At 66.1% G+C, this 22977-nt stretch carries 20 protein-coding genes, 1 other RNA gene and 3 pseudogenes; 12 read left to right on the plus strand and 12 right to left on the minus strand.

The window, feature by feature from the left end; all coding sequences use genetic code 11:
• Positions 1-21: 21 nt before the first annotated feature.
• Positions 22-219 (plus strand): hypothetical protein, encoded by a 198-nt coding sequence (locus ACCQ16_RS17925; RefSeq protein WP_029820395.1) that lies wholly within the window; start codon positions 22-24, stop codon positions 217-219.
• Positions 220-436: 217 nt separating this feature from the next.
• On the opposite strand, the gene ACCQ16_RS17930 is transcribed toward ACCQ16_RS17925, so the two are convergent.
• Positions 437-649: a hypothetical protein gene (locus ACCQ16_RS17930; protein ID WP_008577678.1), complete on the minus strand. Its 213-nt coding sequence runs from the start codon at positions 647-649 to the stop codon at positions 437-439.
• Positions 650-974: 325 nt separating this feature from the next.
• On the opposite strand from ACCQ16_RS17930, the gene ACCQ16_RS17935 reads away from it, so the two are divergent.
• The 4 genes from ACCQ16_RS17935 to ACCQ16_RS17950 are packed head-to-tail and all read left to right on the plus strand — an operon-like array spanning position 975 to position 5722.
• Positions 975-1724, plus strand: a complete 750-nt coding sequence (locus tag ACCQ16_RS17935; protein WP_014091172.1) for a DUF3348 domain-containing protein — start codon at positions 975-977, stop codon at positions 1722-1724.
• 10 nt (positions 1725-1734) lie between these two features.
• A complete protein-coding gene (locus ACCQ16_RS17940; protein WP_372164451.1) occupies positions 1735-4392 on the plus strand; it encodes a DUF802 domain-containing protein in 2658 nt (885 codons plus the stop codon).
• Entirely contained in the window at positions 4389-5060 is a 672-nt protein-coding gene (locus tag ACCQ16_RS17945) for an OmpA family protein (RefSeq protein WP_008577671.1), read from the plus strand. Before ACCQ16_RS17940 ends, ACCQ16_RS17945 begins: the two co-directional genes overlap by 4 nt.
• Positions 5057-5722, plus strand: a complete 666-nt coding sequence (locus ACCQ16_RS17950) for a DUF2894 domain-containing protein (RefSeq protein ID WP_014091175.1) — start codon at positions 5057-5059, stop codon at positions 5720-5722. The genes ACCQ16_RS17945 and ACCQ16_RS17950 overlap by 4 nt, the downstream gene beginning before the upstream one ends.
• 339 nt (positions 5723-6061) lie before the next feature.
• On the opposite strand, the pseudogene ACCQ16_RS17955 reads toward ACCQ16_RS17950, so the two are convergent.
• From ACCQ16_RS17955 to ACCQ16_RS17970, 4 genes and pseudogenes are all read right to left on the minus strand, one after another.
• A pseudogene (locus ACCQ16_RS17955) lies at positions 6062-8210 on the minus strand (TonB-dependent siderophore receptor).
• A gap of 83 nt (positions 8211-8293) precedes the next feature.
• Complete coding sequence (locus tag ACCQ16_RS17960; protein ID WP_277569751.1) at positions 8294-9562, minus strand: DUF3526 domain-containing protein; 1269 nt, start codon at positions 9560-9562, stop codon at positions 8294-8296.
• A complete protein-coding gene (locus ACCQ16_RS17965; protein WP_372380057.1) occupies positions 9562-10998 on the minus strand; it encodes an ABC transporter permease in 1437 nt (478 codons plus the stop codon). The genes ACCQ16_RS17960 and ACCQ16_RS17965 overlap by 1 nt, the downstream gene beginning before the upstream one ends.
• Before the next feature lie 10 nt (positions 10999-11008).
• Positions 11009-11731 carry an ABC transporter ATP-binding protein gene (locus ACCQ16_RS17970; protein ID WP_008577661.1) on the minus strand — a complete coding sequence of 241 codons (723 nt, stop codon included), beginning with the start codon at positions 11729-11731 and terminating at the stop codon, positions 11009-11011.
• Between the two features lie 240 nt (positions 11732-11971).
• Between ACCQ16_RS17970 and ACCQ16_RS17975 the strand changes: the two are divergent.
• Positions 11972-13816 (plus strand): annotated as a pseudogene (locus tag ACCQ16_RS17975) (M14 family metallopeptidase); the annotation flags it as partial.
• Between the two features lie 29 nt (positions 13817-13845).
• On the opposite strand, the gene ACCQ16_RS17980 reads toward ACCQ16_RS17975, so the two are convergent.
• Complete coding sequence (locus tag ACCQ16_RS17980) at positions 13846-14790, minus strand: LysR family transcriptional regulator (RefSeq protein ID WP_372380058.1); 945 nt, start codon at positions 14788-14790, stop codon at positions 13846-13848.
• A 107-nt stretch (positions 14791-14897) separates the two neighbouring features.
• On the opposite strand from ACCQ16_RS17980, the gene ACCQ16_RS17985 reads away from it, so the two are divergent.
• The 3 genes from ACCQ16_RS17985 (at position 14898) to ACCQ16_RS17995 (ending at position 17578) form a co-directional block, all read left to right on the plus strand.
• Positions 14898-15299: a Rid family hydrolase gene (locus tag ACCQ16_RS17985; protein ID WP_011348740.1), complete on the plus strand. Its 402-nt coding sequence runs from the start codon at positions 14898-14900 to the stop codon at positions 15297-15299.
• Positions 15300-15760: 461 nt separating this feature from the next.
• Positions 15761-16498: a DNA/RNA non-specific endonuclease gene (locus ACCQ16_RS17990; RefSeq protein ID WP_057680876.1), complete on the plus strand. Its 738-nt coding sequence runs from the start codon at positions 15761-15763 to the stop codon at positions 16496-16498.
• A gap of 294 nt (positions 16499-16792) precedes the next feature.
• Positions 16793-17578 carry an alpha/beta fold hydrolase gene (locus tag ACCQ16_RS17995; protein WP_372380059.1) on the plus strand — a complete coding sequence of 262 codons (786 nt, stop codon included), beginning with the start codon at positions 16793-16795 and terminating at the stop codon, positions 17576-17578.
• Positions 17579-17629: 51 nt separating this feature from the next.
• On the opposite strand, the gene ACCQ16_RS18000 is transcribed toward ACCQ16_RS17995, so the two are convergent.
• A non-coding RNA gene (locus ACCQ16_RS18000) (sX9 sRNA) lies at positions 17630-17706 on the minus strand.
• A gap of 60 nt (positions 17707-17766) precedes the next feature.
• Positions 17767-18693, minus strand: coding sequence for a LysR family transcriptional regulator (locus ACCQ16_RS18005; protein WP_011348743.1), 927 nt, complete (start codon positions 18691-18693; stop codon positions 17767-17769).
• A gap of 132 nt (positions 18694-18825) precedes the next feature.
• On the opposite strand from ACCQ16_RS18005, the gene ACCQ16_RS18010 reads away from it, so the two are divergent.
• Both ACCQ16_RS18010 and ACCQ16_RS18015 read left to right on the plus strand, forming a co-directional pair.
• On the plus strand, positions 18826-19476 hold the full coding sequence (locus ACCQ16_RS18010; protein ID WP_372380060.1) for an FMN-dependent NADH-azoreductase: 651 nt from the start codon (positions 18826-18828) through the stop codon (positions 19474-19476).
• A gap of 3 nt (positions 19477-19479) precedes the next feature.
• Entirely contained in the window at positions 19480-19764 is a 285-nt protein-coding gene (locus ACCQ16_RS18015; RefSeq protein WP_008577649.1) for a YciI family protein, read from the plus strand.
• 67 nt (positions 19765-19831) lie between these two features.
• Here ACCQ16_RS18015 and ACCQ16_RS18020 read toward each other — a convergent pair.
• The 3 genes and pseudogenes from ACCQ16_RS18020 to ACCQ16_RS18030 form a co-directional block, all read right to left on the minus strand.
• A pseudogene (locus ACCQ16_RS18020) lies at positions 19832-20203 on the minus strand (hypothetical protein).
• Between the two features lie 54 nt (positions 20204-20257).
• Positions 20258-20488, minus strand: coding sequence for a DUF1653 domain-containing protein (locus tag ACCQ16_RS18025; protein WP_008577645.1), 231 nt, complete (start codon positions 20486-20488; stop codon positions 20258-20260).
• A 282-nt stretch (positions 20489-20770) separates the two neighbouring features.
• The gene (locus ACCQ16_RS18030) at positions 20771-20953 is read right to left on the minus strand and encodes a hypothetical protein (RefSeq protein ID WP_057680873.1); all 183 of its coding nucleotides are present in this window, start codon (positions 20951-20953) and stop codon (positions 20771-20773) included.
• A 197-nt stretch (positions 20954-21150) separates the two neighbouring features.
• On the opposite strand from ACCQ16_RS18030, the gene ACCQ16_RS18035 reads away from it, so the two are divergent.
• Positions 21151-21396 carry a hypothetical protein gene (locus ACCQ16_RS18035; protein WP_057678059.1) on the plus strand — a complete coding sequence of 82 codons (246 nt, stop codon included), beginning with the start codon at positions 21151-21153 and terminating at the stop codon, positions 21394-21396.
• On the opposite strand, the gene ACCQ16_RS18040 is transcribed toward ACCQ16_RS18035, so the two are convergent.
• Positions 21349-22827 carry a SulP family inorganic anion transporter gene (locus ACCQ16_RS18040; protein WP_218507595.1) on the minus strand — a complete coding sequence of 493 codons (1479 nt, stop codon included), beginning with the start codon at positions 22825-22827 and terminating at the stop codon, positions 21349-21351. The genes ACCQ16_RS18035 and ACCQ16_RS18040 overlap by 48 nt on opposite strands.
• Positions 22828-22977 lie beyond the last annotated feature (150 nt).

Below are 22977 nucleotides of genomic sequence, written 5' to 3' on the forward strand. Positions count from 1 at the left end.
CATCATTCCCGCCGCCAGTCGATGACCGTCAGTAACCAGCCGGGCAAGCCGCGGTTGTCCGAACAGCGGTTGGCCGCCGATCTGCAGGCATTTCAGCAATCCGGCGGCGCAATCGAGCGCCTGGGCGATACACCGCTACGTCGCGAAAAAAAGCGCGGCACGCCAGAGGCTGCGCCAGCCGCCGCAGTCACACCGGCCGTCGCAGCCGAGGCCGAGTAAGACAGCAACGGATGCCTCGCGGGCGCCTACGCGCATCCGTCCGCCATCACCGACGCGATGCGACGTAGTCGGCCATCAGCTTCAAACCACGCGATCAGGGCAGCTGCAACTCTGGGCCACACTGCAGAAGCTGCTTGGGCAGTCAGCGCACGCGGACTCAGTGCTCAACAGATCAGGCACCGCGCGCAGGCGTCGCCGCCCGCACGGACATGGGCAGTTACAGCAGTTGCGCGCGCTTGGTCGCGCCAAGCCCTTGTGCCAGTGAGGCCATTTCGTTGGCCAAGGCGACCATGTTGCCGCCGGCCTGCGCCGCGATGCCCATGATGCGCTGGTAGGCGTCCCAGAAGTCGGGCCCATTGCCATAGGCATCGTGGAACCCTTGCAGCTCCAAGACCAGCAGATCGGACACTTGCATGTCGGAGCGGTCCATTGTGTTACCTCGATGGGGATTCCCCGGCCCGCAGCTTATACCCGTTCACCTTACAAAATCGAGTCAGCCGGATGGCCGGAGGCCTGGACCTGAATTGGTTAGAAAGCCTGGCGGATACTGCATGTCGGGCGTCTGGTTGGGGCTGCTTGCTGCCTCCTGAGTGCGCCGGTGGCTGGCAGCGCCGCAGGTCAGGCCGTCCGCCATACCCGGGCCTGCCGCCCGCCTCGGACCGGCTGAATGCCAGCACGCAAGCTTCCGGCAGCGTGCTCGCTGCTGCCGCCTGACGCGCCGACCGGCATGCGTTCCCGTGTAAAATGCCCGGTTTTTGACCGGAAGAATGGCGAAAGTTGCTCCACGGGCGCCCTTGTCGGGCCCGGCGTTCATTCGCCTGCTTGCTCGCCTCAGCGACGCGCACATCGCTCAGTCCAACCACGCGCTGGCCGACCGGCTGAGCCAGTGGATCGACTGGACGCGCGCGGTTGCCGTGTCCAAGGCGCTGGACGGCAAGCTGCCCGACACCGACGACCTGCCCGAACCGCGCCCGCTCGATGCGGAGGCTTGCGCACGCGTGCGCACCGGTCTTGCTGCCAGCAGCGTGACCGAGTTGGACGCGCTGGTTGTGCGCGTGCGTGCCGAGGCGCGCAACGCCGCGCTCGCAGACGCACCCGTCGCCGCGCCGGATTTCGCACCATTCCGGCAGCACTACTTGGCCATGCAACGCGCCATGCGTACCGCCACCGGCGATCTGCGCGGGCGCCTGCGCGACCTGCTCGCATTGGCCTCCACCGACATGGCGCGGTTGGCCGAAGTGGATGCGGTGATGGAGCTCACCCTGAGCCCGCGCGAGCAGAGCCTGTTGAACACCGTGCCGAGCCTGCTCGGCGCACATTTCGAACGCCTGCGCGATGCTGCACAGGCGCAGCACCGGCCGACCGATGACGATGCCGCGCCACGCGCGGTGCCCGATGGCTGGCTGGATGTCTTCCGCAAGGACATGCAGAGCGTGTTGCTCGCCGAACTGGATGTTCGTTTTCACCCGATCGAAGGCCTGCTTGCAGCGCTTCGTACCCGCTAACTGGGACGTCATGTTCAGAACTCTCGTACACGTGTGTGTGTTTCTCGTCGGCCTGCTGGCGGTTTGCTGGGTCGGCATCGGTTATCTCGGCTCCAACCCGCTCGGCGCCTGTGTCGCGGCGGTGATCGGTGCCTGCTATGTGGCCGGCGCGCTGGAGTTGTATCGCTACCGCCAGGCCACGGCGACGCTGGAAGCGGCAGTCGATGGGCTAGCCACGGCGCCTTCTGCCCTAGGCGATTGGCTACAAACTGTTCATCCTGGCCTGCGTAATGCGGTGCGCCTGCGTATCAAGGGCGAGCGCGTGGCGTTGCCGGCCCCGGTGCTGACGCCGTATCTGGTCGGCTTGCTGGTGTTGCTCGGCATGCTCGGCACCTTGCTCGGCATGATGGCCACGCTCAAGGGCACCGGCTTTGCATTGCAGAGCGCCACCGACCTGCAGGCCATTCGCGGCTCGCTCGCAGCGCCGGTGGAAGGCCTGGCGTTCGCGTTCGGCACCTCCATCGCCGGTGTGGCGACATCGGCCATGCTGGGATTGTTGTCGGCGCTGTGCCGGCGCGAGCGCCTGCAGGTGGTGCAACGGCTGGACCTGAAGATCGCTGCCGAACTGCACACGCATTCGGACGCGTACCGACGTGGCGAAGCATTCAAGCTGCAGCAGCAGCAAAGCGCCTTGATGCCGGCCTTGATCGACCAGCTGCAGACGCTGGTGCACAGCATCCAACAGCACAGCATGGCTGCCGAGCAGCGCCTGGCCGCCCAGCAAGCCGATTTCCAGGCCAAAAGCGAAGCGGCGTATGCGCGGCTGGCCACGGCCATGGAGCACGCGCTGCAAGCCGGTGTCGCCGAAAGCGCACGGGCGGTCGGTGCGGCATTGCAGCCGGCGATGGAAGCCACCATGGCCAGCATCACACGCGATACCGCCGCATTGCAGGAACACGTCACGCAAGCCGTGCAGCAACAGCTGGACGGCATTACTCATGGCTTCCAGACCAGTGCCAGCACCACGGCGCAGCACTGGAGCACGGCATTGGCGGCGCAGGAACGCGCGCAGCAGACCCACAACGCGCAGTTGCAGACCGCGCTGGAACAGATTGCCGCGCACAGCGTAGCCGTGCAGGACAGCGTGAGCAGCGCCGTGCAGCAGCAGTTGCACGGCGTCAGTGCAGCCATCGAGCAGAACGCGCGCACGGCGACCGAGCACTGGCAGGCGGCACTGGCTGCGCAGGAACGCACCCAGGCCACGTTGGCCGAACAGTTGCAGGGCACACTGGAACAGATCGACCAGCGCAGCGTTGCCGTGCAGGACAGCGTCACCCAGGCCGTGCAGCAGCAATTGAGCGCACTCAACGATGGCTTTGCCAGCACCACCGCGGCCAGCGCCGCCAGCTGGGCGGCCGTGCTTGCCGAACAGCAGCGTGCCACCGAAACGCACAGCGCGCAGTTGCACACCACCCTCGAACAACTGACGCAGCAGACCAGTGCCCTGCACGAAGGCGTGCAGCAGGCCGTGCAGCAGCAGCTGGACGGGTTGAGCAGCGGCTTCGAAGCCAGCACCGCCACGGCAGCGGCCACCTGGACGGCTGCGGTGGCCGAGCAGCAGCGCGCCAATCACACGCTCACCCAGGAGTTGCAGAACACGCTCACGCAATTTGCCAGCACCTTCGAGACACGCTCCGCCGCGTTGGTGGATGCGGTCTCGCAACGCATGCAGCAATCCAGCACCGACGCTGCCAATGCGTGGCGCGATGCACTGGCTCAGCAGCAACACGCCAGCGCCACATTGTCCAGCCAGCACCACAGCGCACTTGCCGCCGCCACCGCCAGTTTCGAGGCGCATGCGGCGGCCCTGGTCGGCACCTTGCAGCAATCGCACACCGACCTGCAGGCGGCACTGGAAGCGCGCGACACCCAGCGCCTGGCGCTGTGGAGCGAGCGCTTCGGCGCGATGAGCACGGCCCTGACCGCACAATGGGAACAGACCGGCGAACGCGTCGCCCGGCAACAGCAGGCCATTTGCGACACCCTGGCCAGCACCGCCAGCGAGCTGTCCACGCAGGCGCAGGCGCAGGCCAGCGCGACGATCAGCGAAGTGTCGCGCCTGATGCAGATCGCCTCCGAAGCGCCCAAGGCCGCGGCCGATGTCGTGGCCGAGCTGCGCCAGTCGCTGTCCGAGAGCATGGTGCGCGACACCGCCATGCTGGAAGAACGCAGCAAGCTGCTTGCCACCCTGGACACCTTGCTCAACGCAGTCAATCACGCCTCCACCGAACAACGCGAAGCGGTGGATGCCTTGGTGACCACCTCGGCCGACCTGCTGCAGCGCGTGGGCAGCCAGCTCACCGAACAGATCGGCAGCGAAACCGGCAAGCTGGGCGCAGTGGCCGCGCATGTCAGCGGCAGCGCAGTGGAAGTGGCCAGCCTGGGCGAAGCGTTCGGCATGGCGGTGCAGTTGTTCAGCGGCGCCACCAGCGAGCTCAATGAGCGCCTGCAGCACGTTGCCACGGCACTCGATGCCTCGCTGGCACGCAGCGACGACCAACTTGCTTACTACGTGGCACAGGCGCGCGAAGTGGTCGACCTCAGCATGCTCTCGCAGAAGCAGATCATCGAAGAACTGCGCCAGCTCGATCGCGGGCGTGGCGAACCCGGCCAAGCAGAAACGGCATGAGCGACGAGATCGAAAGCGACGGCGAGCTGGGCACGCCCATCTGGGCAGCATTCGGCGACCTGATGTCGGTGTTGCTGGGCGCGTTCGTGCTGATCCTGGTCGGCGTGATCGGCGTGCAGTTGCAGCTTTCCAGCCGCCTGGACGCGGAGGTCAAACAGCGGCAGGCCGAAGCGCAACGTCGGCAGACGCTGGAACAGGCACTGGCCGCACCGTTGGCTGCCGGCCGCGTGACCCTGGTCGATGGCCGTATCGGCATTCGCGGCAACGTGCTGTTTGCGTTCAACTCCGACGAACTGCAGCCGGAAGGACGCGAGGTGTTGAAGTCGCTGGCCACGCCATTGACGCACTACCTGCGCGCGCGCGACGAGATCCTGATGGTCAGCGGATTTACCGACGACCGCCCGGTGCTGGGCGGCAATCGCCGCTACGCCGACAACTGGGAACTGTCCGCACAACGCGCACTCACGGTGACCCGTGCCTTGATCGCCGAAGGCGTGCCGGCGTCATCGGTGTTCGCCGCCGCATTCGGCTCGCAGCAACCGGTGGATTCCAACGCCGACGAAGCCCGTCGCGCGAAGAACCGCCGGGTGGAGATCGCGCCGATCGCGCGCCCGTCGTCGCGCGCAGGCGCATCGGCGCCGCCCGCAGCAACCGCCGCACCGCGATGAGCAAGCCGGCACTGCCCGCACGCGCGCAACTGGAGCGCTGGCGCAGCCAGGGCGCCGATCGGTTGGATCCGGTGCGCTTCCATCTGATGGAAGCGTTGGCAGCGCGTGCCGATGCGCAGGCCGATGCGGTGCGTGAGGTGCTGGAACACAAGCTCGGCGCGATGGTCGATGGCTATGCGACAGCGCTGCAGCAGACAGCGCGTCGCCGTGCCGGGAGCCGGGCAGTGCCTTCCCCGACGCCGGCGTCGCCGCAGCCCAGCGCCTTGGGTGCGCTCACTGCGCAGATGGCCGGGCATGCGGCGCTGATGGAAGTGGACAGCCGCAAGACTGCCAGCGCAGATGCCATGCTGTTTCCGGAGCTGCCGGCGCTGGACGACTTTCGTCGCACCTGGACCACCGTGCGCACCGCCAGCCAGGTGCGGCAGTCGCTGCAGGATGCGCCCAAGGACGCCGGCCCGCTCAACTCCAGCGTGCTGGTGCATCGCTGCATCACGCTGATGCGCGAGCGCTCGCCGGGCTATCTGCAGCACTTTCTCGGCTATGTGGATGCGTTGTCATGGCTGGAGCAGCTGCACACCGGCGGCGCCTTGGCCAACGAGGAGGCTGCGCCGGCGACGCCGGGCAAGAAACGCAGCAAGAGTCCGTCGAAGCGACGCAGTTAGATCCTCGATCGGTCCGGATCTACGTCGGGCCGACTGACGCAGGCTCCGATCTCGGAGATGCAGCCCATCACCGCGTGTGGCAGGTCACCCGCCGTGAGCATGAGGTCACTGCACGCCTCTGGCTGCGAACCGCGCTGCACTTGCTCACGCGGCAGCGGCAGCTGCATGCAAGCGCACAACGATGTCCAGCAAGCACTCGCCGGCGCGTTGCAGTCACTCACTGCAGTCACGCCCGAGCGCGAAGCGTATTCAACTGGAACGTGGCGGCCGTCGGTAACGCTGGCATCCACCACATTGGCGCATGCGCCGATCGCCGCTTCGGCTGTCGTGGAGCATCGCTCAAAACCGCAATTGCGCACCTACCGTCCAACTCCGCGGCGCACCGGGATACACCCATTGCTCGCTGTACGAAAACGCCGCGTAACGGCGGTCGGTGAGGTTTTCCACCTTGGCATACAGGCGTAGCCTCTGGCTCAGATCGTAATGGCCAACCGCTCGCCACACGGTATAAGCCGGCAACACGAAATCGGTGTTGCTATCCACCGAGCCCAGCCGCTCGCCGGTGTGCAAGACGCCCACACCCAGCGCCGCGCTTCGTTTGCCGGTCAGCGGCTGCTCGTAGTTCAGGAACGCGTTACCGCTCAAACGCGGCACATTCGGAAACCGCCGGCCTTCAGCCAGCCCCGTACTGGCGGCAGCAGCACTGCTGCGCGTCACCTGCGAATCGGTATAGGCCAGGCCCACCGACGCGGCCAGGTGCGGGCTCAACCTGCCCAGCAGATCCAGCTCCACGCCCTGGCTGCGCATCTGGCCCACCGGCAGCGAAAAACTGGTGTCGGCCGGGTCCAGGCTCAACACGTTTTTCTTGTCGATGCGGAATGCGGCCACGGTGGCTTCCAGGCCATCGCCGGGCTGCACGTATTTCAAGCCGGTCTCCAGCGAGCGGCTTTTCTCAGGTGCAAAGCTTTGCCCGTTGGCGCCCACACCGCTGTTGGGGCGAAAACCCGCCGCCGCACTGGCGTACAGCGACAGCGCATCGTCGACATGGAAGGTCATGCCTGCACGCGGGCTCGCCACGCCGTCGGATGACCGCTGCGTGGTGCCGCGCAAGTGGTTGTCCAGGCCTTGCCGATAGTGGTCGTAGCGCAGGCCAAGCAAGGCCTTCCAGCGCGCGCCCAGGTCGATCTGGTCCTGCGCGTACACACCCCACACCTGCTGGCGTTCGTCGGTATCGGTGATGGTGGACAGCCGTCCTGGCTGTGCCAGGCCATAACGCGGCGCCAGCACATCGATGCTGTAGGGCGTGGCCGCGGAACGGGCGCGCTGCTGAAAGCGGCTGTCGTCGAAGCGATTGCCATCGATGCCGAACAACACATTGTGCGTGACCCTGCCGGCCTGAAGACTGCCAAGCACTTCTGCACGCGCTGCGATATCGCGGCCCTGGTAGTCGCGGTAGCGGCGTTCGCGGCGCAAGCTGCGCTGGTCGGCCTGCAGCGTCCAGGGCTCGGTGGAAAATCCGCGCATGCCACTGTCGCGGTAAGTCGCCCCACCCTGCACCGACCAGGTCTGATCCAGGCCGTGCACCACGAACAGCTGGTGCCCGGTGGAATGCAGGTCGATATCGCCATCGCGCGGCTCGCCCAGAAAGCGCGAGGCCGGCAGCCGGTTGGCATCGCCACCGATGGCCGTCACGCCACGATCGAAGGGCGTGTGGAGGCGCACCGCTTCCAGCTCATACGACACCGTCGTATCGGGCGTCGGCATCCACAACAGCGACGGCGCCAGCAAGGTGCTGTCGCTGTCGACGGTATCGCGAAAGCTGTGTTGATCCTTGTGCATCACATTCAAACGGTACGCCACGTTCTCGCTCAGCGGGCCGGTGCTATCGATGGCCGCGCGATAGCTGTCGAAGCGGCCTGCCGATACATCCACGCTGTGCTGCGGCTGAAACAGCGGCTTTTTGGTGACGATGTTGACGGCCCCGCCCGGCTCGCCGCGCCCGTACAACGCCGACGCCGGCCCCTTGATCACCTCGATGCTCTGTGTATTGGCCGCATCGCGCAGACCGTTGTAACCGCGGCTGGCATTGAAGCCGTTGACCATGTAATCCGAACTGAAATTCGGATCGCCGGTGAAGCCGCGCATCGAATAGCTATCCCATAGGCCGCCCAGGTTGTTGGCCTTGGTGATGCCGCTGGCCAGTTCCAGTGCGCCAGCCAGATCGGTGACGCCTGCATCTTCGAGCAAGGTCCGGTCGAGTACCCGTGCACTGATCGGCAGGTCACGCAGCGGCGCATCGGTCTTGGTGGCACCGGTAATGCTCAGCGCGCGGTACGGCGTGTATTGGCTGCGCACCTGCACCGCATCCAGGTCGCGCGCCTGCGACTGCGCAGCCTGCGCGCAGGCAGTGCCGCAGGTGCAGGCCAGCAGGCTGAGCAGGGGCAGCGCGTGCAGCGTGCAGCGTGCGGTGGCGCGGGAACACGGGCATCGGGCAGAACTCCTGAAGCGCCCCGGCGCAGTGCATCCGGGGCGCAAGTAAAAGACGCAAGGAAAGGTGAAACGCAGATACCGCTATGAAGCAGGGCCGGCCGTTGTTTCGAAGCGTGGCGCTCGCCCGAAATCGTCGCGCGTGAACGGCCGGTCGCGGAACAGATAGCCGTAGTAGAACGTGCGCAGCGCCCGGTGATAAGCGCGAATGCGATCCTGATAGGCCAGCTGTGCCTGCAGATCGGTGTCGGCCAGGCGCGTCAGCGCCGCCTGCAGCGCAACCGGGGGCAGCACGCTGGCCACGCGTTGCGCCAACGCTTGGCGACGCTGCAGCCCCTGGCGATACGCTGCCACCTGCGGCGCCACCTGCTGGTCGCCATTTTCATGAAATGCGAAGTACCACTTATAGTGGAACGCCGTGGTCAGCGGCGCCGAGTCGGCCCATTGCCGATTGCGCGCGTAGAACGCCTGCATGGTGTCCTGGCGCGGAATGTCCCAGGCGTGGTTGACCGCCTCGCGCTGCAACCGCGCAATCTCGGTACCCTGGTTGACCGGCACTGCCTGATTGATTGCCACGTGCGCCAGCGCCGGCGCCACCAACGCCAGCACAACCCAGCAGGTAGCCAACGCCGTGGCATGCGCGGCAGGCTGCCACTGGAGGCGCCCGACCAGCACCGACAGCAGCACCCAGAACAACAGGTACGCACCGCCCAGTGCCAGCACCGCCAGTTGCTGCAACCACGGCACCGCATTGAACGTAGCGAACATGACGAACGGCACGCTCAGGCACACAAACACCGCCGCTGCGCGCACCACCACGCGCCGTACCAGCAGCGCAGCGCCCGCACCGGGCAGTGCGGCAAGCATGCGTGCACGCCCCGCTTCACGCTCGCCCGAACGCAGATCGAACAGCAGCGCGATCACGAACAGCGGCAGCAGGAACACCAGCACGAACGCGTAGTCGAAGCGGCCAGCCAATGCGAGCTCGGGGTTGTAGCTGTCCCCGTCATGGATCTGCGCTTCCAGCCCCAGCGCGCGCACGCGCAAGATATACGGCGAGACATCGCGCATGCCGACCGCCGCAAACGCCAGCGGCGATGGCAGGTCCCAGGTGGGGTGGAAGCTGTAATAGGCCGCGCTGCCGGCATCGTTGGAACGCGCCACATAGTCTTCTACCGCCGCGCTGTCTTCGCGCTGCAGCGCTGCAATCCTGGCGATGTTGTCGCGCTGCGTCGCCATCACATGTTGCCCGGACAGCAGGCTGCACACGGTGAGCAGCGCAAGCAACAGCAATCCGGCGAGCGCCGCACGTGCGCGTAGCAGCAACAGCAGTTCGTATTTCCACAGCACCATCAGCGCGCCACTCCCACACCTCGCCCGGCTGCCGCCAGCATGCACAGCGCAGCAAGCAGCCAGGCCCCGATCAGGCCGAACGCCGCACCTGCCGTGCCGATCACCTCGGTCGCCGGCGCCGGCTGGAACGCAAACACCGGAATCTCATGCCAGTGCTCGGACGAAATCCGCTTGCGCCGATCGGCGCCTGCATCCTGGGCGGTGTCGTCGGCCATGCTGACCGCGTCGGCCTGCAGTTGGTTGAGCTGCTGCACCAGCGTGTAGCGGTAGTGCTCTGCCTGGGCCAGGAACCGCAGATGCGCGCGCAGGTCGGTTTCTGCCAGCGTCATCGACACCTCGCGCAGCGCCACCGTCGGGCTGAGCAAGGAAAACGCACGCACCAGCAGGTTCTGTTGCTGCTGGATGAATGCATCACGGCCCGCATACCGCTCGAACAGGCTTGCGCTCAGCCGCTCGCCTTCCAGTGCCAGCAAGCCCTTGTAGTTCACCGGCAGGTCTTCCACGCGCTGCACGCCGTAACGGGCCAGCGTCTGCTGCTTGAATTGCGCAAAGTGCGGGTCGTCCGGATTGTGGCTGTCGCCGAGCGTGCGCAGGTCGCGCTGGATCGCCACATCGGTTTCTAACCGGGTCGGCAGGCGGTACGCGGCACTGGCCGCGTCCGGCGCCACGCGCGGTACCAGCAGGGCCAGCCACACCCATACCGCCAGCGACACCAACAGCGCATCGCGGCCGCGCCGGCACCGCATCGACACCGCCAGCACCAGCGCACACCACACCAACAGATACGCGCCATAGGCCAGCACCAGCAGCGCAACCAGCGGCGCTTGCCCTGGCAACAACGCGATCGGTGCCAGGCCGATCAAGGCCGGCAGCAGGCAGGCGCCGGCCACCGCCGCCAGCGCCAGATACTTGCCGCCAAGCAACTGCCGGCGCGTGGCGCCCTGCAACAACAGCGCGCGCAAGGTGCCGGTTTCCTGCTCGCGCGCCACCGCGCCATAGCCCAGGAAGACCAACATCAGCGGCGCCAGCACCTGCAGCACGAAGGCGGGCGTGAGCTGACCGAAACGCACCAGCAACGAGCTCTGACGCACATCGCCGAAATTGGCAGTGTTCTGGCGATGCCCTTCCAGAAACATGCTGTTACCGGTGAACGCATCCACGCCGGAATCGAATGCAGCCAGTGCCGGCAACGGGCGATAGATGAAATGGCCGTAGTGCACCACGCGGTGCGGATGCCGGTCCGGCTGCGCTTGGAACGCCTGCTGCGCTGCCTGTTGCTGCCGCGCGCGGAAATCGGCCACTTCGCGCTGGTGGTGCGCAGCGGTCAACGCCGCCACCAGGGTGAGCAACATCAGCAGCACCACACCGATGGCAGCGGACCGGTTGCGCGCCATATAGCGCAGTTCTTCGCGTGCGACCAGCAACACCGGACTCATACGTGCAGCCTCACGCAGCGCGATCCTGCGGGCGCGCGAAACGCGCATGCAGGGTGCGCACGTCGAAGCCGCTGTCGCCGGCACCGATCTCTTCGGCAATCCGGCCGTTTTCCAGAAACCCGATGCGGTCGGCCACATCCACCGCACCGAGCAGATCGTGGGTGACCATCAGCACCGCGGCGCCGCGTTCGCGCACGCTGCCGACCAGGCGATTGAAGTCGGCGATGGCGCGCGGATCCAGCCCGGAGGTGGGCTCGTCCAGCAGCAGCACCGGCACCTCGCGCAATGTGGCCACGGCAATGGCCACCTTCTGCCGCATGCCCTTGGAGAACCCTGCCAGCCGTTGCGCCCAGGCATCGCGCTGCAGGCCAGCGGCCGCAAATGCCTCGCCAATGGCGGCCTGGCTGCGGCGCTGGCCGGCCAGGGCAAGCAGATAGTCGGCATTTTCCAATGCGCTCAGATGCTCGTAGAGCGCCACGTTTTCCGGCAGATAGGCCAAGCGCGCGCGCGCCTTGCCGGGGTCGGCGACCGGGTCCACGGCGTCCACGCGCAGGCTGCCGGAGACGGGTTTGACGAAGCCCAGCAACGTGGACAGCGTGGACGACTTGCCGGCGCCATTGCCGCCCAGCAAGGCGTAGACGCTGCCGGGCGCGACGCCGAGGTTCAGCCCCTGCAGCACCGCGCGGCCACGGTAGGCCACGTGCAGGTTGGAGATTGAAATCGCGTGGGTCATTGAAGAATTGAAGGGCGTGGACACAGACGTATCAGGAAATGATACGTTATCACATTGCTTGCACCGCCAATCCGCCCGCCGTCGCGGGCAGGAGCCCGGCCGGCACTAATAACCGCCGCGCCGCGCATCGCGCCTGCGGTCAGCGCCTTGCGGCGCGAACGTCCAGCCAGGCGCCTGCGCCGACACGGCTGACCCGCACGAGCAGACACCGTCGCCCACCACTCGAGACCCTCACACACAATGACCTTCGAAACGCGCAGCTGTCATCCGCCCGATGCTTTCCATGACTTCGACCGCCACGCTCCCGCTGACGCCAAGGCCTGCAACACCGCGCGCAGCACCCAACGCCTCGCCAACGGGCTGGCCATCGCACTGTTCGCTGCCGCACAGCTCAACGCGCAGACCATCGATACCAGTGCCCCGTTGCCGCCGGTCCGCGCGTGGCACGGTGCCAGCGAAGCATTGATCGTGGCACCGGACGATCCGTGGATGACGCCGGCCGAGCGTAGCGATTTCGTCAGCACGCCCAGCTACGCGCAAACGCGTGCGTGGCTGCAACGGCTGGTTGCTGCTTCGCCGCTGCTGTCGCTGGAGGTGTTCGGCAAGACCGGCGAAGGGCGCGACTTGCTGCTGGTACGCGCACGCAAGGGCAAGCCCGGCAAACCGGTCGTGCTGGCACAGGCCGGCATCCACGGCGGCGAGATCGATGGCAAGGACGCCGGCCTGATGCTGCTGCGCGATATTGCACAACGCGGCAAGGACGATCTGCTGGACGAGGTCGATTTCGTGTTCGTGCCCATCCTCAACAGCGATGGGCATGAACAGCGCGGCCCGCTGATCGGCGCCGCATTGCGTGGCCCGCAACAGATGGGCTGGAACACCACCACACGCGGCATCAACCTCAACCGCGACTATCTCAACCTGGAAGCGCCGGAGACGCGCGCGATCGTCAAACTGCTGCACACGCTCGACCCCGCCTTGTATGTCGACCTGCATGTCAGCGGCGGGCTCGATCATCAGTACGACATCACCTTCACCTTCGCCGGCTGGGGCACCTACGCGCGCTCGCGCGCCACGGCCGGCTGGCTGCAGCAGCGCTTCACGCCAGCCGTCGACGCCGCGCTGCGCCGCCAGGGTCATGAACCTGCGATCTACCCCAGCCTGATCGACGAAGACGCGCCGCGCTCGGGCTTGCGCTATTCGCCTGAAGGCCCGCGTTATTCCACCGGCTATGGCGACTTCGCCGGCATCCCCACCGTGCTGGTGGAAAACCACCGCCTGAAGTCATACCGGCAACGCGTGCTCGGCGATTACGTGCTGCTGGAAGAAGCCCTGCGCCTGGTCGGCCGCGATGCACACGCCATCGATGCCGCCAAGCGTGCCGATCGCGCGGCGCGCCCGCAGGAATTGATGGTGGCGTGGGAACGCCTGCCGCAGCCGATCGACCATATTCCGTTCAAGGGCGTGACCTACACCCGCGCCCTGTCGCCGGTGTCCGGCCGGCCGGAAGTGCGCTGGGAAGGCCGCGACGAAACCTGGACGATGCCGGTGATCGGCTACCGGCAGACGCAGGCGGTGCAGTACCCGGTGGCGTGGTGGATTCCGCCCGGCAACGACGATGTGCTCGCCTTGCTCGATGCGCATGGCATCGGCTACGACCGTCTGCAACAGCCGGCCCGGCGCGCGGTGCAGCAGATACGCATCAGCAAGACCGGCGGCGATCAGGTTCCGCACACCCACGACGTCGAAGAAGTCTTTCCCGCCGGCAGCGTCCGCGTGCCGGCCGATCAACCGATGCGCATGTTGGCCGCCGCCTTGCTGGAACCGCGCAGCAGCGATTCGTTGCTGGCCAGCGGACGTTTCCGCCATGCCGGCAGCCCCGACAGCGGGCTGTATGCCACCGAGCTGGTTGAATTCACCGAACGCATGTTGCGCAGCGATGCCGCGTTACGCAGCGCGTTCGAGCAAAAACTGGCCAACGATGCGGCGTTCCGCGCCGATGGCGATGCGCGCCTGCAGTGGGTCTATGCACGTTCGCCCTATGCAGCGATCAGCGGCTGGCGGTACCCGGTGCGGCGCGAAGTGAGCAATAGCGCCGCGCATCCCTGTGGCGCTCACCGCGGTGCGGGCGCCATCACTGGCGCATGCTCGGCCATCAGCGCAATCACCCAATCGATGAACACGCGCAGCTTGGCGCTGACATGGCGGTTGGGTGGGAAGGCGATCGACAGCGGCATCGCTTCCAGCTGCCAGTCCTGAAAGATCGGCACCAGTTCGCCGCTGGCGACATGCGCGTTGGCCATGTACACCGGCAGCCACAGCACACCCATGCCGGCCAGGCCGGCGGCCAGATAGGCATTGCCATCGTCGGCGGCCACCACGTGGCGACCATGCACGCGCACCGCCTCGTCGCCGCGTTGCATCACATACGGCACGGTTGTGCTGCTGCCCCAGCGCATGAAGCCAACGCAACGATGCCGTGTATTTTCCAGCTCGGTTGGATGCGTCGGGGTACCCAGCCGCTGCAGGTAATCGGGCGCTGCGTACACGCCGGCCTGCAGGTCGCCCACGTGACGCGCGATCAGCGACTGGTCGGTGATGGTGCCGCCGCGTATCACGCAATCGACGTTTTCGCCGATCAGATCCACCCGGCGGTCGCTCACGCCCATGTCCAGCTGGATCTCCGGATAACGCGCATGGAATGCCGGCAACGCCGGCATCAGGATCAGCCGCGCCAACGGGCTGGGCACGTCCACGCGCAGGCGCCCGCGTGGCAAGCTGGCTGCAACCGACAGGCTGGTTTCGGCATCGTCCAGGTCTGCCAGCAGGCGCAGCACGCGCTCGTAATAGGCCGCGCCATCGGCACTGACCTGCACCCGGCGCGTGGTGCGATTGAGCAGCTTCACCCGCAGGCGCGCTTCCAGTTGCTGCACCAGCTGGGTCACGCTGGCGCGGCTCATGTCCAAGTGTTCGGCCGCCTTGGTGAAACTGCCGGTCTCGACCACGCGCGCAAACGCCTGCATTGCATCGAATCGATCCACCACTGCTCCCGCGGCCAAGATTGTTTGGATTCTACAAACAGTGTTGGTCGATGCTGCCGATTTATCGCGCCTGCAGACCCGCCTAACGTGTGCCTTCGTTCTGATGCACTTCGATGGAGAGCCACATGGCCACACGCGACGTCGTTTTCCCGCAGGGGCGCCACGCCCTGTACGAGCGCCACCATTACTCGCCGGCGGTGCGCGCCGATGACCTGCTGTTTGTCGCCGGCCAGGTCGGCAGCCGCGAAGACGGCTCGCCCGAGCCCGAGCTGGACGCGGAAATTGCCCGCGCCTTCGTCAACCTGGATGCCGTCCTTGCCGCGGCCGGCTGCACCTCGCAGGATGTGGTCGACGTCACCTTGTTCATGGTCAACCCCGAGGTGGTGTTCGAGGCAATGTGGGACAAGTGGGTCAGCTACTGGGGCCCGGCCCCCTACCCCACCGTCACCGCGGTCGGCGTGACCTGGCTGGCCGGCTTCCAGTTCGAAATCAAGGTGGTGGTCAAGCTGCCGGCGAAGGCTGCATAACACCTCCCATTGCCTGCGCGGTAGTCATCGCGCCATCCCGCCTGCAGCAGATCTGCACCTGCGTAACGCAACCAGCGCGCGCAGGCGCGCGTCTCGCATTCGATCGGCCACGCCTGGCTTGCCAGCGCGTGGCGTTGCCTGTGTCCACGCCGCGCGACGTGCCCATCGCACCGTGTCAGATCTCTAAAGATCAGCGAAGAAGATCGCCGAGAGCATCAGCCTCATCAACGGCATCGCCTCCAGACCGAATACAGAGCGCTTGGCTACACGCCGAAACAAGATCTGGGCGACCGCACGCTGCTCGGGCCCAAGTCACCAACAAGCAACATTCGTATGCGATAGCTGTAGCGCTCGCCATGCCGCGAGCCCTCTGTTTCCCTGGCGCGTTGTCCAACGTCGATGTGCTGACGCATCGCGGCGGCGGCTTCGTGCGTCCGATGATTTCAAGGAGATTGACTTCCATGCGCTTGAAGACCTTTTTCGTCGTTGTGCTTCTCACCACCTTCAGCGCCGCCGCACAGGCGCAGGTGGTGACCCTCAACAAGGGCGGCTATACGCTGACGTACGACTGCACCAACCGCACCGCACTGCGCTACGAATACGTGCTGCAGGCCGACACAGGCTCGGCTGCACGCCCGTCCAGCTTCAATCTGGATACCGAATTGCCCAGCGGCTGTGCCGGCCAGACCTCCACGGCCTCGTATGCCAGCGTGCGTTCCGGCTATGACCGCGGCCATCTGGTGACGTCCAACCACATGGACTACAACGCGACCTACATCCGCCGCGCCAACCTCATGAGCAACATCGTGCCGCAGGTGGCCAGCTTCAATCAGGGCATCTGGGTACAGGCAGAGAACGTGGCCGAGTGCTATCGCGATATCGCCAGCGTGCAGGTTTACGGCGGCGTGATCTACAGCGACACCAGCAACGATTACTTCCTCAGCAGCCACGGCATCCGCACGCCGGATTTCTTCTGGAAGACCATCATCACCGCCAACCCGGGCGGCGGTTCGCGCGCCATCAGCTGGCTGATTCCCAATAGCGCCAACCTGGGTGCGTTGGACAGCTATATCGTCAGCATCGACGAACTCGAAGACCTCTACGGCGCCAGCACCATCGGCATCAGCGCACCAGCGGCTGTCAAAGCCATGCTGCCGTCCACCACCTGGCCGCAGCCGAGCAATTGCGATCTGGGTTGAGTCGCGCTGCATCCACGGCATGTCGCCCAGCCCGGCCTGTGCCGGGTTGGGTCACGGCGCGGCGGGCACTGGCTGCGTGGCGCCGCGCCGCCTGCGTGACAGCCTGCGCGCGGCTCGACATCTCCATCGCAGAGCCGGCGTGCCGGTGGAATGGACTGCGGTCCCGCGGGCGCCAGCCATGTGTCAGGTGTGTCAGCGCTGCCACATTTATTGGCGAGGTCTGCGCTGTTTTGACGGCCAACGGCCGACATGTGCTTGATCGCACTCTCTCTCCCACCTCTTGCGATCACGCTCATGCCATCCCCCTTGTCTGCCAACGCCGGCCTCGCCTTGCTGAGCGCCCTGTCGATCTTCGCTGCCAGCCCGGCAACCGCCGCACCTGTGCAGAGCCTGCCTACCATCGTGCTGGTGCATGGCGCATTTGCCGATGGCTCCAGCTGGTCTGGCGTGATCGAGGCGTTACAGCGCCAGGGCTATCACGTCACTGCAGTGCAGAATCCGCTCACCTCGCTGGCCGACGACGTCGCTGCGACCCGCCGCGTGCTGGAGCGACAAGCTGGCGACGTGCTGCTGGTCGGGCACTCCTGGGGCGGCGCGGTGGTGACCGAATCGGGCAACGCCGACAACGTCAAGGGCATCGTCTATCTGTCGGCCCTGGTACCCGATACCGGCGAGTCGGTCGGCACGCTGCTGGCACGCCTGAAAGCGCCGATGGAAGGTTTGCAGCCGGATGCGCAGGGCCTGATCTGGCTCGACGACGCGGCGACCTACCAGCACGTGATGGCCGCCGATGTGCCGCTGGCCAAGGTCCGGCAGCTTGCCGCCGTCCAGCAGCCGATGACCGCTGCCGCGTTCGGCGACGCGGTTTCGCAGGCCGCGTGGCATCGCAAACCGACGTGGTACCTGATCACCGACAACGACAATGCGTTGCGTCCGGATGTGCAGCGCGCCATCGCCAAGCAGATCGGTGCCACCAGTACCACCATCGCATCCAGCCATCTTTCGCTGGTTGCGCAGCCCGCCAAGGTGGCCGAGTTCATCGCACGTGCCGCGCGTACCATCGGTACGCCATCGCGGTGAGCACCAACACGAACCTGGCCTGTCGCGGCGGCCCTTGCATGCGCTCAGGTCGGCTAACAAAACGTAGCGAGCAGTCGTCCGGCGGGTGCGGACGGCGCGCTCGGAACCGCAGTGTACGAGTGGTATATGCCGATTCCGGGCAGCGGCCGCGCCCGCCTGGCGCTGCACAGTCGTTTTGTTCGCTGCGCTTAGCCTGATACCTCGTGTTCGGCGCTCTCCAGCACCGCAGGCAGGACGTCGACCAGGAACTCGATCAAGGCGCGCACGCCTGGCGCCAGTCCGCGACGCGAGGGATACACGGCGTGTAGTTGATGCACCGGCAACGTGTGGTCGCCCAATAGCACCACCAGTTCGCCACGGGCGATGCTGCCCCTGCACAGGGCCAGCGGCAACTGCGCCACGCCCATGCCGGCCAGCGCCGCTTGGTGCAGCAGCTCGACATCCTCGGTGAACAGGCGCGAACGGTAGTCCACCAGTTCGCTGGTGCCTTGCGGGCTGGTGAGCCGCCACCGGGGCGGCTCGCCATTGACGCCACGCGGGCCCATTCCCAGTACCTCATGCAGTGCCGCCGCAGAGGCGAACGGCCCATGCGCGTGCACGAACCCGGGGCTTGCCACCAACGCCTGCCGGCTGACGCCGAACGAGCGCAGGATCAAGCCGGAATCGTCCAGGCTCGAACGCACCCGTATCGCCACGTCGATGCCTTCGGCAATCAGTTCCACCCGTCGACTGGTCAGCTCCAGATCGACCTGCACATCCGGATGCGCCAACAAAAACCGCGGCAAGAGCTTGGCCAGAAACAGATGCGCCACACCGGTCGGGCAGCTCACGCGGATCCGGCCGGAGGGATGCTGCGTGGCGCGCTCGGCCACATCCAGCGCCCATTGCGCCGAGCGGGTGATGGATTTGCAGTGCGTATAGAACTCGGCACCGACCTCGGTGAGGCTGACCGCACGGGTTGAACGCTGCAACAGCCGCACGCCCAGGCGTTGCTCCAGATCTGCCACCCGCCGACTGACCTTGGAGCGGGGAAACCCCAACGCGCGACCGGCCGCCGAGAAGCTGCCGTGGTCGACCACTGCCACCAGCAGCGCGAAGTCGTTGAGGTCTTCCATCTGAATCCAACCCCACGCAAGGAGGCCGTCATTGTCCTGCCACGCAGGACAGTTTGTCATCCGCCAGCGGCCTACCTGCGCCCGAGGGCGCTTCGTAGAGTGCCGCCACCGACCACAGCACACGAGCCCACCATGCGCTTGCTCCATCTCGATTCCAGCATCCTGACCGACACGTCGGTCTCCCGCCAGCTCACCGCCCAGGTGGTGCAGGACCTGCACGCAGCGATTGACGATCTACACGCCACCTATCGCGACCTTGCCGCGGTTCCCATCGCGCACCTTTCCGGCGCGATTGCTGCCGGCTTCCGCCCGCTGCCGCAACCAGCCAGCGACGCGGCATTGGTGGCCGAACATGCATTGTCCGAGCAACTGGTGGAAGAATTCCTCGCCAGCGACATCGTGGTGATCGGCGCGCCGATGTACAACTTTTCGGTGCCGACCCAACTCAAGGCCTGGATCGATCGCATCGCCCAGCCCGGCCGTACGTTTCGTTATACCGCTAACGGGCCCGAAGGCCTGGCCGGCGGCAAGCAGCTGATCGTGGCGTCCTCGCGCGGGGGCATGTACACGCAAGGGCCGATGGCCTCACTGGATTTTCAGGAGGCGTATCTGACCGCAACGTTCGGCTTTCTGGGCGTGCGCGAGGTGCACTTCGTGCGCGCGGAAAATCAGTCGCGTGGTCCGGAGCCGGCCGCGGCCGCATTGATCAGTGCGCAGGCCTCCATTGCCGATGTCGTGCGCAGTGTCGGGCGCGGGGTCGCGCACGCGCGCGTGGAGGCCTGAGCCATGTTGCATCTCATCACCCTCACCTATCGCGTCGCCCCGCCGGCACTGGCCGCACATCTGGACGCCCACAAGCAGTGGTTGCGGGAGCACATCGATACTGGGCTATTCCTCGCGGCCGGCCCATCGGCCGATGGTCTTGGCGGCATCGTGCTAGCCCACCACACCGATGCGTCGGCACTGGATCGGGTTGTGGCGCAAGACCCGTTCGTGCTGCATCAGTTGGTGGATGTCGGCATACGCCGCTTCGAGCCAGCACTGCGCGCCAAAGGGTTTTTGCCCGGTTGAACGAGACCATACCGGTGGAATGCGACGCCACGGCAGGTCATTCGTCGTAGCGACACAGGCGTCGCTGTCAATCGAGACCTGCAGGCGTGTCGACGCTTGCAGGCCGGGGCGCATGGCCGCTTGCCGCAAACCACGCAGCGTACGGGGTGTTCTTGACCAGATGCCGGTTGAAATCCTTGGCACCATCGGTCCATCACACCGCGCCGCGTTCACCCAAGGCGACCTTGGCTGCATCGACCGCACCGCGCGCGGCCAACAGGCGTTGTGCATCGTCGTCGCGCTTGGCGGCCTTGACCGCGCGTCGCGCATCCATGAGCGCACTGACCAACGCGGCACGCACCTCTTCGCTCAGGTGCGGGTTGCTGGTGCGCCACAGGCGCTCTCGCACGATGAGGTAACGGCCGTCGGGCGTCGTGAGGGGCGTGGTCGCGGCAGTCATAGCGCGCTCAAGGCCAGGCGTACGGTTGCCGCATCGCGGCAGTGCGTGCGGCGCTCACTCCACGCGTTCGAAGCGAGCGCGGGCAACACCGTCCACCTCGACCTGCTCGACGAACATCGCATACGGGCGCACCCACAACCCGATATCGCGCTCCAGTGGCCGATACAGCACCAGCGGCTCCAGGGTTTCGCTGCTGCGCACCACACCGAGCACCTCATAGCGGCCGCCTTTGAAATGACGGTACTCGCCCAGTGCGATGGAAGGTAACGGCGGCAGGGTGTCCATGGCGGTATCAACGCGATCGAAAGGCCCTGGAGTTTAGGACCGCACGCAATGTGTGGCGAGCCGGCTTGTGTTGACGCTGCACGCCGGCGGTCGATGACGGACATCCACACGCCTCGCATTCTCGGCAGGCCGGGTCCGCCACGTCGCTGGCGTCTGCCTTGAAAGAGGCGGACCGGCCGCCACTGCAGCGGCGGCCATGGCACCTCGCGCCATCGAAAGCATCGGGGCCTGTCGTGCGCCGTCGGGGCTCGCCGCAATCGCGTGCGTCCCGCAGAACCAAGCTCAGGTGTCCTCTTCGTCCTCTTCGTCCTCATCCAGTTCGTCCTCGATGCTGTCGTCGTCATCGATTTCGCTGTCCTGCGCAGGCCCGTCCTGCAGCAGATCCTCATTCTTGCCCGGCGCCTTGACGCCGTTGGGTGGCGTCGGGTCGTCGATACCCCGGTTGGCGTTCTGGTTGTTGCTCATGGTCAGCTCCCGCGGCAGAAGACCGCCTGCCCACCCTCCTCCCGGCCCTGTGATGCGCACGTGTGCCGCACCCAAAAAATGCGCCGTTCATCGCAGTATCTGAACCATTGTGGCTCCGCGCAGGGTCGCCCCGCGCCGGCCTGCATCCGCGTATCGCCTCTCCCCGTAGACAGCAGGACGCCTACCGAGGAAACACCATGCCGAGCTTGATCTGCGATCTGGAAGACCTGCTCGCCTCCTGGAAGGCCGAAGCACGCACCTTCGACGCCTGCGACATGCCGGCCTCTGCACTGGCCTTCCGCGATTGCCATCGTCGACTGTCCGCATTGCTGGACGCGCATGCACGCCAATCGGCCTCGCCGACAGCCGCGCTGGCTGGACGCGAGCAGCCCAGCTCAGTGACCGAGCTGCAGCCGCGCGCCATCGCGCCGATGGGTTCCTAGGGTGTCGATCAGCGCGTCGCTGGCCTGATTCGCGCCAGCCACCTCGACCTCGGCGCCGTGCGCACGCAATTTGAACACCACCCGATCCAGCGCCGCTACCGCACTGATGTCCCAGAAATGCGCGTGGCTCAGATCGATCAGCACCTTCGGCGGCGTGCCGAGGAAATCGAAGCTGGCGACGAATTGCCCGGCCGATGCGAAGAACACCTGGCCGCGCACCGCATACACGCGTACCCCATCGTCACCATCGCTGGCCTGCACCTGCAGCATGCGCCCGACCTTGCGCGCGAAGAACAGTGCCGACAGCAGGACGCCGACCAACACGCCGCGCGCCAGATCGTGCGTCCAGACCGTGACCACGACGGTGCCCAACATCACCACCGACGAACTTGCCGGGTGCCTGCGCAGATCGCGCAGCGATCCCCAGTTGAAGGTGCCGATGCTGACCATGATCATCACCGCCACCAGTGCCGCCATCGGAATCTGGCGCACCCAGGCCGCGCCATAGACCACCATCAGCAGCAGGACGACGCCGGCCACCAGGCACGACAAGCGCCCACGTCCGCCCGAGCGCACATTGATGACCGACTGCCCGATCATCGCGCAGCCAGCCATGCCACCGAAGCAGCCCGCCACCATGTTCGCCAGTCCTTGACCTGCGCATTCGCGGTTGCGCTGCGATGGGGTATCGGTCAGGTCTTCGACAATCTGCGCCGTCATCAACGACTCCAGCAAGCCGACCACCGCCAGCGTCGTCGATACCGGCAGCAGGATGCGCACGCTGTCCCATGTCAGCGGCACGTCCGGCAGCAAAAACACCGGCAGGCTGTCGGGCAGGTGGCCCATGTCGCCCACGTGCCGGAGATCGAGGTGCCAGTACGCGCATGCCGCCGTCAACACCACAATTGCGACCAGCGGCGAAGGAATCGCCGTGGTGACGCGCGGGAGCAGATAGATGATGACCAATCCCGCTGCACACACCGCATACACCGGCCATGGCATGCCGACCAACTCCGGCAGCTGTGCCAGGAAGATCAGAATTGCCAATGCGTTGACGAAGCCGGTGATCACCGAGCGCGAGACAAAACGCATCAATGCGCCCAGACGCAATGCGGCTGCAATCAGCTGCAGCACGCCCGCCAGCACGGTCGCCGCCAGCAGGTACTGCACCCCATGGTCCTTGACCACATCCACCATCAACAACGCCATGGCACCGGTGGCGGCAGAAATCATGCCTGGCCGACCACCGGCGATCGAAGTCACCACTGCAAGACAGAACGCCGCGTAGAGCCCAACCTTGGGATCAACGCCGGCAATGATCGAAAACGCGATGGCTTCGGGAATCAGCGCAAGCGCGACCACGATGCCGGCGAGCACATCGCCACGCACGTTGCCGAGCCATTGCTGGCGCAACGGGAAACTTCTGGACATTGAACGACTCCATGCGCCGGCAACCACACGGCGCATTACATGCACGTCAAACACCTGGACCTTCGCAGCAACTGCGAGCGCGTAAGGCCTGAGGTCAGGGTGGTGTCATGTGTCCAAGGAGATCGTTCTTGAGCAGTGGCGATACTAACG

The organism is Xanthomonas sp. NCPPB 1062 (genome assembly GCF_041481705.2).
In the GTDB taxonomy this organism is placed as follows: Bacteria; Pseudomonadota; Gammaproteobacteria; order Xanthomonadales; family Xanthomonadaceae; genus Xanthomonas; species Xanthomonas euvesicatoria.

Coding starts and splice junctions, on each gene's coding strand:
- ACCQ16_RS17925 (WP_029820395.1), top strand. CDS start 22: ATGACCGTCAGTAACCAGCCGGGCAAGCCGCGGTTGTCCGAACAGCGG.
- ACCQ16_RS17930 (WP_008577678.1), bottom strand. CDS start 649: ATGGACCGCTCCGACATGCAAGTGTCCGATCTGCTGGTCTTGGAGCTG.
- ACCQ16_RS17940 (WP_372164451.1), top strand. CDS start 1,735: ATGTTCAGAACTCTCGTACACGTGTGTGTGTTTCTCGTCGGCCTGCTG.
- ACCQ16_RS17945 (WP_008577671.1), top strand. CDS start 4,389: ATGAGCGACGAGATCGAAAGCGACGGCGAGCTGGGCACGCCCATCTGG.
- ACCQ16_RS17950 (WP_014091175.1), top strand. CDS start 5,057: ATGAGCAAGCCGGCACTGCCCGCACGCGCGCAACTGGAGCGCTGGCGC.
- ACCQ16_RS17960 (WP_277569751.1), bottom strand. CDS start 9,562: ATGGTGCTGTGGAAATACGAACTGCTGTTGCTGCTACGCGCACGTGCG.
- ACCQ16_RS17965 (WP_372380057.1), bottom strand. CDS start 10,998: ATGAGTCCGGTGTTGCTGGTCGCACGCGAAGAACTGCGCTATATGGCG.
- ACCQ16_RS17970 (WP_008577661.1), bottom strand. CDS start 11,731: ATGACCCACGCGATTTCAATCTCCAACCTGCACGTGGCCTACCGTGGC.
- ACCQ16_RS17985 (WP_011348740.1), top strand. CDS start 14,898: ATGGCCACACGCGACGTCGTTTTCCCGCAGGGGCGCCACGCCCTGTAC.
- ACCQ16_RS17990 (WP_057680876.1), top strand. CDS start 15,761: ATGCGCTTGAAGACCTTTTTCGTCGTTGTGCTTCTCACCACCTTCAGC.
- ACCQ16_RS17995 (WP_372380059.1), top strand. CDS start 16,793: ATGCCATCCCCCTTGTCTGCCAACGCCGGCCTCGCCTTGCTGAGCGCC.
- ACCQ16_RS18005 (WP_011348743.1), bottom strand. CDS start 18,693: ATGGAAGACCTCAACGACTTCGCGCTGCTGGTGGCAGTGGTCGACCAC.
- ACCQ16_RS18010 (WP_372380060.1), top strand. CDS start 18,826: ATGCGCTTGCTCCATCTCGATTCCAGCATCCTGACCGACACGTCGGTC.
- ACCQ16_RS18015 (WP_008577649.1), top strand. CDS start 19,480: ATGTTGCATCTCATCACCCTCACCTATCGCGTCGCCCCGCCGGCACTG.
- ACCQ16_RS18025 (WP_008577645.1), bottom strand. CDS start 20,488: ATGGACACCCTGCCGCCGTTACCTTCCATCGCACTGGGCGAGTACCGT.
- ACCQ16_RS18030 (WP_057680873.1), bottom strand. CDS start 20,953: ATGAGCAACAACCAGAACGCCAACCGGGGTATCGACGACCCGACGCCA.
- ACCQ16_RS18035 (WP_057678059.1), top strand. CDS start 21,151: ATGCCGAGCTTGATCTGCGATCTGGAAGACCTGCTCGCCTCCTGGAAG.
- ACCQ16_RS18040 (WP_218507595.1), bottom strand. CDS start 22,827: ATGTCCAGAAGTTTCCCGTTGCGCCAGCAATGGCTCGGCAACGTGCGT.